This window comes from Spirosoma terrae (assembly GCF_010435915.1).
GTDB lineage: Bacteria > Bacteroidota > Bacteroidia > Cytophagales > Spirosomataceae > Spirosoma > Spirosoma terrae.
In genome coordinates, this window is sequence record NZ_JAAFZH010000001.1 from 1,095,822 (window position 1) to 1,110,805 (window position 14,984).

Here is a 14,984-nt window from a genome sequence, read left to right on the forward strand (position 1 = left end):
TGCTCGTTGAGAGTCGGATCTGGATTAGATGCCAAGCCGCTTCAGAATTTTATCGGCATCAAACGTTTCAATGGAAGGAAAATACGTTTGATAGGCTTCGCGCTGAAGTTTGGTTGCGTAGGTGCGATGGAAGAAGTATCGACCGTACTTGATAACGTAATTGAGAATAAAAAAGCGATACGCTTCGGGCAGAAACCGAATTTCATTTTCCGTTAATGGATACACACGGTGGTATTCCTCCAGGAATAGCATAAAACGCTCTTCCATCAGCGGACCTATTACGTAGCTGAATACGGTTCGATCACCAACGTCGGAGGTGACCCGGCTAAAGAAGTAGAAATCCATGACCCGGTAACTGATTCTGAACCAGTCATAATCCCAGCGCGAGAATAATTCCTGATTTTCAGTAACGGAAAAATTGCCGATGTTCCAGTCTACGAAAACCGGCATGGTCTCAACCGAGCCAGCTACGAGTTTCTGGCGATTTTCGAGAAATAGATTGCACTGTTGTTTAAGCTCATCAACGTGCATTCGGTGTTCAAACTGCCCGGTTTCGGTTTCGAGCATATCCAGTAAATCCCAGATATCGGAACGTAGCGTTTTTGATGACTTGGGCAGCACTGGGCTGACGCGCGAACAGGCTTTATGGAATTTACCGATTTGGGTACCAAGCTTACGAATTTGCTCTTCGTTTAATCGGCGGGGTAGTCGGTACTGACTTCGAATAGGATTATAAAACACCACCCATGCATCAACCAGCCCTTCCTTATGGCGATACGTATAGACCTGACCGTCACGTACCAGCGATTTGGCCAGTACATTCTCAAATGGGTAAAGCAGGTTGTTTGAGAGCGCGTGGATGATTCGATGATCTTCTACGAAATGCTCATGTTTACCGAAATAAGAAAGCTTGGCAATAATGCTGTCACCATCTTCAAACGTGACTTTGAAAACGTGATTGGTTGACACCTTGGCGCTAATATCCGTGATACTTTGAATTTGCTCCGTCGGATCAAAGCTAGCCCAGGCTTTTTTTATGATAGTAGGGTAATCAACTAGACGCATGAAGGTTCTTCGTTTTCAGTTTATGGTTTATAGTAGCTGACGCGTCAAGATTCCTTTGCGTCAGCCACTGCTCGGGCAGCCCCGTGAAAACTCTAAACTGAAAACTCATTTTATATAATTTCAAAATATCGTTTCAATTCCCAATCGCTGACCTGGCTGACGTATTGTCGCCACTCCCAGTCGCGCGTGCGGGTGAAATGGTCAACAAATTCGGAGCCAAACAGTTCCGTTGCAATTGGCGAATTTGCCATTGCTTTAGTGGCTTCGTGTAAATTAGCCGGTAAAACGCCATGCTGTTTATCGACATACCCATTGCCAACCGAAGCCGGAATATCGAGCGTAAGTTGATGTCGAATACCGTATAATCCCGAAGCGAGCGCAGCCGCAATGGCTAAATACGGATTTGAGTCGGAGCCGGAAACCCGGTGTTCCACCCGCGTATAATTCTCATTCCGATTCAGTACACGAAGAGCCGTGGTACGATTATCTACTGACCACGTAACGGTTGTTGGCGCCCATGCCCCTTCCACCAGCCGCTTGTAGCTATTGATCGTTGGCGCAAACATAGGGGTGATATGGGGCAGGCAGTGAAGCTGACCAGCTATAAATTGCTTCATCAGTTCACTCATCCGGTCAGGTTGATCCGTGGCGTAGAATAGATTGTTTGTTTTATCCTGATTCCATAAGCTTTGGTGGATATGACCACTACAACCAGGGAGGTGGGCATTCCACTTAGCCATAAACGTAGCCACAACGCCGTGCCGGTAAGCTATTTCGCGAACAGCGGTCTTGAACAGGATTGCTTTATCGGCCGCCCTCACTACGTCATCGTGGGTAATGGCGGCTTCGTAAACGCCTGGCCCCGTTTCGGTATGGAGACCTTCTAACGGAATATCGAATTCGCTTAACAAATCGAATAAGTCATGATAAAATGCGCTTTCGAGCGAAGGGCGCAAAATGGAGTAACCAAACATACCGGGTGTTAATGGTTCCAGATTACGAAAATCCTTCTCCTGAAGGCTCTGCGGTGTTTCCCGGAAATTGAACCATTCGAACTCCTGCGCATATTCGGCATGAAAGCCCATGCTCTGGCACTGAGCCGCTATTCGTTTCAGCAACGAGCGGGGGCATGCTGCCAAATCATTGCCTTCGGGCTGGCTAAAGTCCGCCAGAAAGAACGGAATGTTTTCTTCCCAGGGAATTTGGCGGAACGTAGCGAGGTCGAGCCGGACCGGAGCGTCGGGATAGCCAGAGTGCCATCCCGTCGTTCGCCCATTATCGTAAGGCATATCGGACGAATCCCAGCCCCACACAACGTCGCAAAAACCGTAACTATCGGATAAGCCATCTATAAATTTTTGCCGGCCAATGATTTTACCACGTAGTATACCATCAATGTCGGCAAAAGCATATTTAATTTTCTTTATGTCGTTTTGCTCGATGAAAGAAAGAATTTCTTGTTGGTTCATGGCGTGTTGATGGGTAATTCCAAATCGCGTCAAAGATCAGTAAATAGTTTATCCGTTAACGAATTTAGGTCAATTATGGCTCAAAAAAGCGGTAGGAATAGGGTAAGAGTGCGATTTATAAAAACTCCCCCAGTTAGACAAACAAATTGGGCTGCCTTACTGAGGGCAGCCCAATTCAGAATAATGATTTGGCTAGTATGTCGAAAGGGAGTTACAAGAGCAACCCTGCCAGCGTAGCTGACATATAACTCGCTAACGTACCACATATCAGTGCCTTGAAGCCAAGGCGGGCCAGATCGCTTCGGCGGCCAGGCGCTAACTCGCCAATACCGCCTACCTGGATAGCAATCGAGCTAAAATTCGCGAATCCACATAGGGCGAAACTCGTGATAGCAATCGTCTTGGGGTCAAGCGTTGGTTTTACTTTCACCAGTTCAAGATAGGCGACAAATTCGTTAACAACCATTTTGGTCCCCATCAATGAACCAGCAACCTCAATATCTTTGCTGGGAACACCCATTGCCCAGGCAAATATCGAAAAGACCTTGCCCAGAAGGAAGTTCATGCTCAGGTTATCCATGCCGAAAACGTAAAAGCCTAATCGGAACAAAATACTGTCGAGCAGGGCAATCAGGGCAATAAAGCCAATCAGCATGGCTACTACGTTAAGTCCCACTTTTAGTCCTTCACTGGCTCCGGCAGCAATTGCATCCAGCAGATTGGCATGGGTCTTTTTTATTTCTACTTTGATAATTCCCTGGGTTTCCGAGACCTGGGTTTCCGGCATCACAATCTTACTGATCACCAAGGCACCGGGAGCGGCCATAATGCTGGCTGCCAGCAAATAAGGAGCCGGTACGCCCAGTGAAATATAAACGGCCAGAACCCCACCAGCAATGCAGGCGAATGACCCTGTCATCGAAGCCAGTAGCTCAGAGTTCGTCATTCCGTTCAGATACGGTTTGATCATGATTTGCGCTTCGACCTGCCCCACAAACGTACTCGCTACGTTGGAAAGCGCTTCGGCACCACTAACACCCATCAGCCATTTCATAGCGCGTGCCATGATAGCCACAATACGTTGCATGATGCCCAGATGGTAGAAAATATTGACCAGTACCGCTACGAAAATAATGGTTGGAACGACCTTGAAGAAGAAGATAAAATCGTTACCGGGGCCAAAGGCTTTAGCTAATACGTCGGAGCGTACCAACGATGAAAAGACAAACTCAGCACCTGTATTGGCTTTTTGAAGCAGACGGTCAACGTAATAGCCTAAACCCTGAAAAAGCTGCTGACCAGCATCAGTTTTTAAGACAAAGACCGCTAACCCGAACTGAAGGGCAAGACCGACACCGACTGTACGGTAATTAATTCTTTTTTTATTGTCGGAAAGGGCATAGGCAATGCCCAGAATTAATGCAATGCCTAGCAGGCCGGTAAAACGATCCATTCAGTGAAAATACAAATACAGTTAGGTTGGCGAATATACAAAAAGAAGGCTATGAATGAGTAGCTTGTGCGGGTTAGTAAACGATAAGGGGTGAAATGACAAACATTATTCGTCATTTCACCCCTTATGATGTGTAAAAAGATTAGTCAACCAGCCTGGCAAGATCGAGCGAAAAGCCAGGAAGGACGTCTTCGCCCGAGAGTAATTCCAGACCGTTAACTTCCTGCCGTTCCTGACCGGGTCGATAAATATATGTTAGTTGATTTGTTAGATCGATAAGCCAGCCTAATCGGCACCCATTAGCCATCCAATCATCCATTTTTTCAAAGCAATCTTTCAACCGATCTGATTGCGAACGAAGTTCCAGAATGAAATCAGGGCAAATTGGAGCAAAGGTTTTACGTTGATCCAGAGTCAATGCATTCCAACGGCTCCCTTCTACTACTGCTACGTCAGGCGACATAATTGAGGTATCTGGCAATGTAAAACCGCCCGATGAATCAAAGACTTTTCCGAATTGGGCTTGTCGATTCCAAATCACAAAATCAGCATTCAGTTCTGAATTATTAGCTGCCGTTTCACTGCCTGTAATACCCATAAAAACAATATCGCCGTTTTTTCGACGCTCAAACTTCAGGTCAGGATTGTCCTGGCAAAAGCGGAAGAACTCATCATCGTTCATCCGTAAATCTTCTGGCAAGTGTACGCGTATCGATTCCATGTTTCCTGTAATTAAGCAATCAAAACTACGAAATTGTTTACTAAATATTCGCGATAGCTCGCTCGGCACCTTCCTGATATTCTTCTTCTATTTGAGCGATTTCGGCTGGTTTGATTTCGGGGTCAAATAAGCGGGCTTGCATGGCTTCTTTTTCGGTTACGTCAAAGAAACGTTTATGAATGTTAAATGGCTCGCCACCTTCGGGGACTTCACATTTAGTAAAGTTGCCATCTTCCAGCAATTCGTAGGCATTGACGTTGTCTTTTAAATTATAATCCAGAATCAGGATTGCCAATTGTTTTACCCGTTGGTCGGCCAGAAAGAATAAGGATTCAATACGTCGGTCGAAGCTACGTACCATAACATCGGCACTGCCGCCATATACTTTCGGATCGCCATTGTTATGGAAATAGTAAACCCGGGTATGCTCCAGAAAGTCGCCCACAATCGAACGCACTGCAATGTTCTCACTTAAACCTGCTCGCTGGGGACGTAAGCAGCAAATACCCCGAACGATGAGACGAACTGGTACGCCAGCTTGCGAGGCTTTATATAGTTCATCAATCACCAGCTTATCTTCCAGTGAGTTGACTTTAATGCAGATGCCGCTTGGCAGGCCACGTTGTGCGTTATCGGCTTCAATCTTAATCAGACGCAACAACTGCTCGCGCATGTCGCGGGGCGCTGTAATCAGATACTGATATTCGTTCGGTAAAGAATGACCGGTTATTACGTTGAAAAATTCCGAAATGTCGTGCGTATACGTTTCGTTAGTCGTTAGCAGACCAATATCAGTATAGAGTCTCGACGTATCTTCGTTATAGTTACCCGTAGCCATATGGGCGTATCGTACTACTCGGCTGCCTTCGTTACGTACAACGAGTAACAGTTTCGTATGCGTTTTGTAACGGCTAATGCCATAAATAACAAAGCAGCCAGCCTTTTGCAGACGTTGGGCCTCGCGGATATTATTTTCTTCGTCGAAACGGGCTTTTACCTCAAACAGAACGGAAACGTGCTTCCCATTTTCAGCCGCTTTCAGTAAGGCTTCGGTAATACGTGAACGTTTGGCTAACCGATAAACCGTTATTTTGATCGCCAGTACGTTCGGGTCTTCGGCGGCTTGCTCCAGGAGTTGAAGTACTGGTTCAAAGTTGTTATAGGGATGATGCAAGAGCAGATCGCGCTGCTTGATCACTTCGAAGATATCATCATTCTTGTCGCGGCTATACCCTATTGGTGGCACAGGTGGGTGGGTAGTAGGCATATCATCCTTAAATTCGGGATGGCCGATAATCTGCCAGAAGGCTGAGAAATCAAGCATCGTGTCGGATTCAAAGATGTTCAGATCGTCGATCTCCCAGCGCTTTTTGATCAGGTTCATCATCCATTCAGAACCTACTTCACCTTTGCTATTGGTTTCGACTTCTACGCGAGTAACCCGGCCCAAACGACGGCTCTTAATTTTCTGCCGGACTTCATCCAGAAAGTCTACTTCATCGTCATCATTCTCGTCAAGTGTAAAATCGCCATTACGAGTTACACGGAACAGATTGAGCGATAGTATTTCGATGTTTCTATACAGTTTCTTGATATTCTGCCGGACAACCTCCGCAATAGGCAGAAACACAATCTTATCATCCCGCTCAAAAGAGAGGAAGCGGGGCAAATTAGCCGGAATCTGAACGAACGATAGTCGCTGACGATCTTCTTCGTCTTCTGAACGAAGGCTTTGGAGATTGGCTCCGTCAGGATTTTGCGTTACGACACCAAAAATGAGCACCTTAGCCAACAGAACCGGAAAGGTGTGGGTGTAGTCGTAAAGCATTGGCGTCAGCGTCGGATAAATCGCTTTGTCGAAATAGTCGGTTGCTTCGGCCTGTTCTTCAGATGTTAGCTCATTGAAGTTGACGAGTTGTAGCCCATTCTCGGCAAATAAAGGAAGCAATTGCTGAGTGAATACTTCCCGTTGATCGCGGCAGAACTGTTGGGCGTTCGTATAAAGCGCTTTCCGGAAAGGTACTTCCCGTAGCCCGGAATAATCAACCCGCTGTTTATGGTAGTCGAGGTAATTATAGAGGCTGCCAACCCGGATCATAAAAAACTCGTCGAGGTTGGATGCCGATATAGCAAGAAATTTCAGGCGTTCCATGAGAGTTCGGTCAGTGCTACGTGCCTGATCGAGAACGCGCTCGTTGAACTTTAACCAACTTAAATCACGACTGAGGTAGTCGCTCTGATCGATAACACTGCTAACCTTTTCGCTAACTTTTGCCATTTTATCAGTTGCCGACGTAGTTTGATCCTGTTGACGGTGGGTAAACCGGGAAACGATGTTGCCCAGTATTGAACGGTTTGGATTTAGGGAATAACGCATACTTAAATTAAAACGTTGAAATAAAACAAAAAAGCGGGCTAAAAAGCCCGCTCTGTGTTATCATTCGGTTAAACATCGACTCGGGCGTATTTCGCATTTCGTTCGATGAAGTCGCGTCGGGGAGCGACCTCATCGCCCATCAGGGTTGAGAATACGTGATCGGCATCGGCGGCCGACTCAACCGTTACAATTTTCAGGCTACGGGTGTCCGGGTTCATCGTAGTACTCCAAAGCTGCTCGGCGTTCATTTCTCCAAGACCTTTGTACCGTTGTACGCCTACACTTTCTTCACGACCGGCGCCTGCCAATTCTTTAACGGCTGCTTCTCGCTGGGCTTCGGTCCAGCAATACCGTTCTTCTTTCCCTTTCTTTACCAGATAGAGAGGAGGCTGAGCGATATAAATATAACCATTATCGATCAACGCCTTCATGTTCCGATAGAACAGCGTCAGAATTAGCGTCCGGATGTGGCTTCCGTCAACGTCGGCATCAGTCATGATGATGATTTTGTGATAACGAAGCTTGTCCAGATTCATTATCGTTTCATCGTCTTTCTTTTCGAGCCGAACGCCAAGAGCTGTCCAGATATTCTTAATTTCTTCATTCTCGTAGATTTTGTGCTCCATGGCTTTCTCTACGTTCAGGATTTTACCACGTAATGGCAAAATAGCCTGGAAAGCCCGGTTACGTCCCTGTTTAGCGGTTCCACCAGCGGAGTCTCCCTCTACGAGATAAAGCTCACATTTCTCGGGGTCCGTATCAGAGCAGTCCGCTAATTTTCCTGGAAGACCCATGCCGCCCATAAAGTCCTTCCGTTCGGTCATGATCCGTTTGTAGGCCAGGTCGGCCGCAATACGTGCCTGAGCCGACACCAGTACTTTCTTCACGATACCGGCCGCCGTCTTGGGGTTTTCTTCCAGCCAGGTTTCGAGCAGGTCGGCCATTGCCTGACTAACAGCGCTCACTACGTCCTGGTTACCCAGTTTAGTCTTGGTTTGCCCTTCAAACTGAGGTTCCGCAACTTTTACGGAGATGACAGCCGTTAATCCTTTGCGGAAGTCTTCACCGCTGAAGGTTACTTTACCCGCGTTCTTAGGTAAAACACCGGGATTCTTATCGGCGTAATTTTTAAGTACCCGGGTCAGAGCAGAGCGGAAGCCCTGTACGTGCGTACCACCTTCATGCGTATTGATATTATTGACGTAAGACAGTACGTTCTCTCCGGCTTCGTAGTTATACACCAGCGCAACCTGCACCGGCGTAGAGCCTTTGTCCGACTCCATGTAAACCGGCTTCATCCCATCAAGTGCTGGGCGCGTTTCGTCCAGGTACTGAACAAATTCGACCAGACCACCTTCTGAGAAGAAATCATTCTGATTGACTGGCTCGCCGTTTTCGTCCAGCTCCCGAAGGTCTTTCAGGAAAATATGGATGCCTTTGTTCAGGAAGGCTAATTCACGTAGTCGACCAGCAACAGTTTCATACCGATACACAGTCTCGGTGAAGATACTGGCATCGGGCTTGAAATGAACGGTAGTTCCGGTGTCTTCGGCCTCTCCAATAACACGAACATCGTACTGCGGAATACCAATTTTGTATTCCTGCTCAAATACTTTGCCTTCGCGGTGAACTTCCACGCGCAGATCAGTCGACAGGGCATTGACGCAGGAAACGCCGACACCATGCAAACCGCCAGAGACTTTATAGGTATCTTTATCGAACTTACCACCGGCGTGCAGTACGGTCATAACAACCTCCAGGGCTGACTTGCCTGTTTTGGTGTTTATACCCGTCGGAATCCCCCGACCGTTGTCCTGTACGGTGATAGAGTTATCAGGATTAATCGTTACGGTAATTTTATCGCAGTAGCCCGCCAGCGCTTCGTCAATAGAGTTATCAACGACTTCCCAGATGAGGTGATGCAAGCCGCGAATACCAACGTCGCCAATGTACATGGCAGGGCGTTTGCGAACGGCTTCCAGGCCTTCCAGAATCTGGATGTTATCGGCTCCATAATTGCCTAACGCGGTTTCAACTGGGGCTTCTGCGTCAATGATTTCGTTGGTCATATCGGAATAAGAGCGTGTCAGAAATAGTTGTTTATGGCTCAATAAACAACACACTCAGCTGAGCCTAATAGATTGTAAAAATACAAAAAATAGTTGTCTTTTCCTACCCTTTTGGATAAGATTGCCTTAATATACGCAAAATAATTTAGCCTTGCAATACAGAGAATAAGTAGTGGATTTTGATTGGCTTATGGTCTGTTTTCGCTGATTTTTTAGGCGTATTGGCTTTGGTAGCGTAGCACTCGAAATCGCTTGGGTCAGGGCTAGTAGGGGCCAGGGCGTTTTCTCGAAAAAGTATTATTCGAGAAAACGTTATGTTCGCCGTGAGTCGACGTAGAATACAACTAGAAAAGGGGATAGAAAGGAAAAAAAGAAGCCGGGTCGCAGAGGCCCGGCTTATGAGAATTTGATCGATGTAAGACTAATCTTCCGGATAGGGGATATATACAAATCCGGCAAAATCTCCGTGTACGACAAACAGACAGCAATATTCGTCGGGGTTCTTATAGTTTTCTTTCCAAAGGTCAACTGACTCCGGACCAATCAGCGCACGCTGAATGAATTCGTCAATGAACGAAGCTTTATAATTCCACTGATTTTCGGCCACTTCGTTAACACCGATAAGCAACTGACCCACCGGTACGTCCCGGCGCGAAGCCACAAAAACCGGGTGCTCTGAGAAGCCTCGTTTCCTGATTTGGTAGGAAGCTTCTTTCAGTTGATCGGCTACTTTCACAAAATCCGATGAAATTGCTCCCATTAACTCTTTATTTACATCGTAAGAGTTAGCGTCGTCGAGTAGTGTATTTTCGTTACTATGATTGATCATGGTTCTCAGTTTGTCGTTTATGGTTTATCGTTTTTTGTTTATGGTGGCTGACGCGTCGGAAATTACCTTGCGTTAGCCACTATAAGCCGAAAACGATAAACCATAAACTTTATAACTCAAAATCGGGCCGCCAGCAACAGATCCAGATCCTTGAAGCGCATGTTGAACTTCCGGGCGATATAGGCGTTGGTAAGCGTCCCTTTATGTGCATAAACACCTTTCATAAACCAACGGTTCGCATACATCATTTGCTCGATGCCACCATTGGTGCCGGTTTCCAGCAGGAATGGCAAAAAGATGTTGCTCAGTGCCATACTGGCGGTATAGGCAACCCGGGCAGCAATATTGGGCACGCAATAGTGAATGACTCCCTGATGCTTAAACGTCGGCTGTTTGTGGGTGGTCATGCGGGAGGTTTCAAAATTACCGCCCTGGTCAATAGAAACGTCGATGATGATGGAGTCGGGCTTCATACGGCCCACCATTTCCTCCGTTACGACTATAGGGCTTAGGCCGTCTTCGGCCCGCATAGCACCAATCACTACGTCGGCCCGTTGAATAGCCTCGGCAAGCGTATCAGAATCAATAATAGAGGTATATATGTGCTGGCCTACCGAGTATTTAAGCCGTTGAAGCTTGTACAGATGCTTATCAAAAACCTTTACGTCGGCGCCCATGCCTAATGCCGTACGAACAGCATATTCAGTAACCGTACCGGCTCCCAGCATAACTACTTTGGTAGGAGGAACGCCAGTAATACCACCCAGAATAATGCCTCGTCCGTTAGCCGCATTACTTAGGTATTCGCCTGCGATGAGCATCACCGCACTGCCCGCAATTTCGCTCATCGAACGAATGATAGGCATATTTTCGGCCTGATCCTCAATGTATTCGTAGCCGAACGTAGTGAGCTGCTTGCTGTTGATTTTTTCAAAATAAGCCCGATCGTGCGACGGCAGGTTCAGGGCCGAAATAACCGTACTGCCCGACTTTACATAGGCAAATTCGGACTCAACCAGTGGCTCTACTTTAAGAATCAGATTGGCTTCATTGTAGACTTCCTGGGGAGACTGAGCAATCTGGGCGCCAGCCTCGCTGTATTCGTTGTCCGAAAACTTCGCTTTTTCGCCCGCTCCTTTTTCAACGATCAGGTTATGGCCGTTGCGAACCAGAATAGATACGGCTTCCGGCGTAAGCGCTATACGGCTCTCCTGAAGCGATACTTCTTTAGGTAAACCAATAGATAGGCTGTTCCGACTGGTTTTTACGGCCAGCGGTGATTCCTTTGGATATAGGGCCGTTTGTTTGGCCAATTCCTCAAATCCTGTCACGCGTAAGAAGTTTTCAGTTTTCAGTTGCAGTCAGGTACTAATGACTCGTAACCGTAAACTAGTCTACTAATAGAGTTTTTACTGTTCGACGACCGGAATGGTCGGCAGAAAGGTTAACCTGATAATACGTAGCAGGCCATAACGATTCGATACGTTCCGGCCACTCAACAAAGCAGTAATCGCCCGAATCGAAATACTCTTCGATACCAATATCGAGTGCTTCGGCGGCATTCCGTAACCGATAACAGTCGAAGTGATATACGGAATGACCTTCGTGAGTGGTGTATTCATTAACAATCGAAAAGGTCGGACTCTGCACCATGCTCACGACACCCAACGCTCGACACAAAGCCTTGATAAGTGTTGTTTTACCTGCGCCCATATCACCTTCAAACAGCCATACTGAATAAGCTCGCCCTTCTGCCAATAGCTTATGCGCTACAGCATCTAATTCGGCGAGCTGGTGAAATTGTACTGTCATGAATAAATTATCTACACAAACCGCATCCGCATACCGGTTCTGACACGAACGGTCTGTAAAGATACTATTTTATACGGTCCACTTCGTGCGAATTGGTCGACTTAACAGTTTATTAGCGTCGGCATCATTTACAAATTGCTCTTTCTCGGGGTTCCAGCGTAGTGGCCGCCCGAGTTGATAGGCAATATTGCCCAGCGTGCAGACCGATGCCGTACGATGGCCAACCTCTACGTCGGAGATTGGGTTTTTTCGGCTACGAATGGCATCCAGAAAATCTTTGTAGTGGTTGTCGCTGAAATAAACCCGTTTTTCTGTTTCGCCGATTATCTTGTCTTTCAGAGAAGCAGGCGTTGTTGTCAGGTTCTTCCGACCTACTTTTATTTCTCCCTCTGAACCAATGAACTGACAAAACTGAAAACCTTCTACTGGCGTATGGTTCATTTCAATGCCATTCGCATAGCGATACACCAACCCTTTACCCTCTTTTCCGGGAACGAGTTCGGTTGGGCCTGAGTTGTCCATGTCGAGTCCCCACTGCGCAATATCGAACATGTGAGCCCCCCAATCGGTCATACCACCACCGCCAAAATCGCGGATATCGCGCCATTTTCCCCAGAACGTGTCGGTCAGTGATGGGTTTAATACGTTGTTGTAAGGGCGTTCAATCGTATTGGGACCTAACCAGGCATCCCAGTTCAGTCCAGCCGGAATCGTCTCGGCGGCTAAGTCAAAATCACGGGGAGGCCCGCCTACATTTACGTTGACGGTTTTTATCTGTCCAATGTAGCCGTTACGTACCAATTCCACAGCCTGTCTAAATTCAGGCCAGGATCGCTGCATATTGCCGGTCTGAAAAACACGTTTGTATTTGCGAGTGGCTTTCACCATATCGCGGCCTTCCTGAATGGTGAGCGACAGAGGTTTTTCACAATAAATATCTTTGCCAGCTTTGGCGGCCGCTATCGCTATCGCACTATGCCAGTGGTCGGGCGTAGCAATAACAACCGCGTCAATGTCTTTATTCTGGAGTAGGTTTCTGAAATCGTCGTAGGACTGGCAACCTTTGTAGGCACTTTTATCGGCTTTTTCGGCGTAATGTTTATTGACGGCTTCGGAAAAAGCGGTGACCTTTGTTTTATCGACATCGCAGGCCGCCATGACGCGGGCTTCATTTTTAAGGAATTGCCCCCGAAGGCCATTCGCTTGTCGGCCAAGGCCAATGAAACCGAGCGAAATCTGGTCGCTGGGGGCCAAAAAGCCACGGCCCAGCACATGACGGGGAACAATGTAGAACGTAGCAAGGCCAGCGGCTTGTTTGATAAACGTCCGGCGGTTAGGGCGATAGGAAGAGTCAGTCATAAGGGCAGAAGTTTACAAGCAAAAAGTGGTTAGCTGGCAACCTTTACTTGCCAGCTAACCACTTGTATGTTGATTCGCCCGGATTAATACCCAGGATTCTGTTGCAATGTTTCTTTGCCGTTTACTTTACTATTGAAAATCTCCTGAATTGGAATGGGGAAATATTCGTGTTTGCCTTTCGTAAACGTAACACCTTTCAAGTAAATCCGTTTGCTGGATTCGGCGGTGTAATAACTATTAAGCGTTTGGTCAGCAATGCCCCAACGTACCAGATCGAATCGGCGATGGCCTTCCATACCAAACTCAAGTCGTTCTTCGAACTGTACGGCTTTACGAGCAGTAGCCTGATCAGCCCAGGAAGCGGAGTATTCTTTTACTACGTAGTTCGCAGCTGCTGTTCCGTCCGCATTTTTTACGAAACCGTCGGGGTTGGAAGCTCGCTTACGGATCTGGTTGACATAAGTCCGTGCCTTATTTAGATCGCCAATCTCTACTTCAATTTCGGCTAACCATAAGAGAACATGGCTATAGCGAATCATACGGTAGTTGTTGGCATTCAGGCGAGGATTACCGGCGAATGTGTTCGTGCCGACATCTGACCGATACATAACGTGCTTTTTGGGGGAGTAAGGACCACCATACGACTGATCGCGAACGTAGGCTTTGCCTGGATGAACGCCCCAATCCAGGAATGGAATACCCCGACGACCAACTGTCCAATCGAGCCGAGGGTCAACGGTGCCTGTGTAAGGCGCAAAAGAAGCCGTTGACTCAATCCCCTGATCATTGGTGATATCGGTTGCGTTGAACGTATCGAGCAGAGGCAATCCATTTGCATCGGTTTTGAACGCATTGACTAGATTTTGTGAGGGCTGGAAGAAACCGCAGCAGGTTGTTACGCCACCACCACCATAAGGGTAGTTGAGCGTAGCGCCAACGTTACCATTTTCACCGCCCGAAGCTCCATCGTTAACAGAGTGTTCAACCTCAAAAATCGACTCGGCATTGTTGTTGGTAACGGCCTTAAAGTTGTCGTGGTAACGATCCATGAGTCGATACTGGCCACTGGCTACCACCGCTTCGAGTAACGTTTTAGCTTCGGCGTATTTTTTCTGGAACATGTAGGCTTTGCCTAATAGCGCTGCCGCAGCCCATTTCGTTGGGCGACCTACCTGTGTTTGTTTAGCCGGAAGAACATCGTAGGCAGCCTTGAGGTCCGCTACAATATTAGGCCATATATCCGAGCTATTAGGTTGTTTAGTGCTTTCCAGATCGTTCGGGTTGTACGTTTTTTCGTCGATGTAAGGCACCATATTAAACATCTTCTTAAGCTCGAAGTGGTAATGGCCCCGTAAAAAGCGTGATTCGGCAATAACCTGCGCTTTCTCGGCATCAGTCATGTCTTTTGCTACGGCTACGGCCTGTAATACGTCATTCGAGCGAGCAATACCGTCGTACGCGCTCCGCCATTTACCCCGGAAATAGATATTGTCGGATTGAATGTTGCCCTGCTCAATCAGAGAAATGGGTGGCTGGTCACCGGCAATGGTTCCTTTGTAAGCATCGTCAGAGGCTACACTGCCAAACACCCAGTTGTCTGCACTGGACTGGTAGGAACGATAAGCGCCTTCGGGAGTTGCCCAGCCGTCCAGCAAGGAATAGGCCCCAATCAGGAGTGAATTGACTCCGGCTTTGTTTTGCAATACCGTAACGGCTAAGGCTGCTTTCGGCTGTACGTCCAGAAATTTGTCGGAGCAGCCCGTAGCGATTGCCAGACAGAATATAGTTATGGAAACCGTTATTTTTTTCATGACAATGTTTTTATGTATG

At 47.3% G+C, this 14,984-nt stretch carries 11 protein-coding genes; all 11 read right to left on the minus strand.

What is annotated here, in order from left to right; all coding sequences use genetic code 11:
- Positions 1–24: 24 nt before the first annotated feature.
- The 11 genes from GK108_RS04805 to GK108_RS04855 all read right to left on the minus strand — a co-directional run bounded on the left by GK108_RS04805 (position 25) and on the right by GK108_RS04855 (position 14,965).
- A complete protein-coding gene (locus GK108_RS04805; protein ID WP_163943540.1) occupies positions 25–1,065 on the minus strand; it encodes an aminoglycoside phosphotransferase/kinase family protein in 1,041 nt (346 codons plus the stop codon).
- Between the two features lie 110 nt (positions 1,066–1,175).
- On the minus strand, positions 1,176–2,534 hold the full coding sequence (locus tag GK108_RS04810; RefSeq protein ID WP_163943543.1) for a glutamine synthetase family protein: 1,359 nt from the start codon (positions 2,532–2,534) through the stop codon (positions 1,176–1,178).
- A 211-nt stretch (positions 2,535–2,745) separates the two neighbouring features.
- Positions 2,746–3,987 (minus strand): NupC/NupG family nucleoside CNT transporter, encoded by a 1,242-nt coding sequence (locus tag GK108_RS04815; RefSeq protein WP_163943547.1) that lies wholly within the window; start codon positions 3,985–3,987, stop codon positions 2,746–2,748.
- Positions 3,988–4,129: 142 nt separating this feature from the next.
- A complete protein-coding gene (locus GK108_RS04820; RefSeq protein WP_163943550.1) occupies positions 4,130–4,708 on the minus strand; it encodes a Uma2 family endonuclease in 579 nt (192 codons plus the stop codon).
- Between the two features lie 40 nt (positions 4,709–4,748).
- The gene (ppk1, locus tag GK108_RS04825) at positions 4,749–7,085 is read right to left on the minus strand and encodes a polyphosphate kinase 1 (RefSeq protein ID WP_163943552.1); all 2,337 of its coding nucleotides are present in this window, start codon (positions 7,083–7,085) and stop codon (positions 4,749–4,751) included.
- 68 nt (positions 7,086–7,153) lie between these two features.
- Positions 7,154–9,154, minus strand: a complete 2,001-nt coding sequence (gene gyrB / locus GK108_RS04830; protein ID WP_163943554.1) for a DNA topoisomerase (ATP-hydrolyzing) subunit B — start codon at positions 9,152–9,154, stop codon at positions 7,154–7,156.
- A 421-nt stretch (positions 9,155–9,575) separates the two neighbouring features.
- A complete protein-coding gene (locus GK108_RS04835; RefSeq protein WP_163943556.1) occupies positions 9,576–9,983 on the minus strand; it encodes a hypothetical protein in 408 nt (135 codons plus the stop codon).
- A gap of 116 nt (positions 9,984–10,099) precedes the next feature.
- Positions 10,100–11,314: an alanine dehydrogenase gene (locus GK108_RS04840; protein WP_163943558.1), complete on the minus strand. Its 1,215-nt coding sequence runs from the start codon at positions 11,312–11,314 to the stop codon at positions 10,100–10,102.
- 58 nt (positions 11,315–11,372) lie between these two features.
- Positions 11,373–11,795, minus strand: a complete 423-nt coding sequence (tsaE, locus tag GK108_RS04845; RefSeq protein WP_163943574.1) for a tRNA (adenosine(37)-N6)-threonylcarbamoyltransferase complex ATPase subunit type 1 TsaE — start codon at positions 11,793–11,795, stop codon at positions 11,373–11,375.
- Positions 11,796–11,864: 69 nt separating this feature from the next.
- On the minus strand, positions 11,865–13,154 hold the full coding sequence (locus GK108_RS04850) for a Gfo/Idh/MocA family protein (RefSeq protein ID WP_163943577.1): 1,290 nt from the start codon (positions 13,152–13,154) through the stop codon (positions 11,865–11,867).
- Between the two features lie 83 nt (positions 13,155–13,237).
- Positions 13,238–14,965 (minus strand): RagB/SusD family nutrient uptake outer membrane protein, encoded by a 1,728-nt coding sequence (locus GK108_RS04855; protein WP_163943580.1) that lies wholly within the window; start codon positions 14,963–14,965, stop codon positions 13,238–13,240.
- Positions 14,966–14,984: the final 19 nt, after the last annotated feature.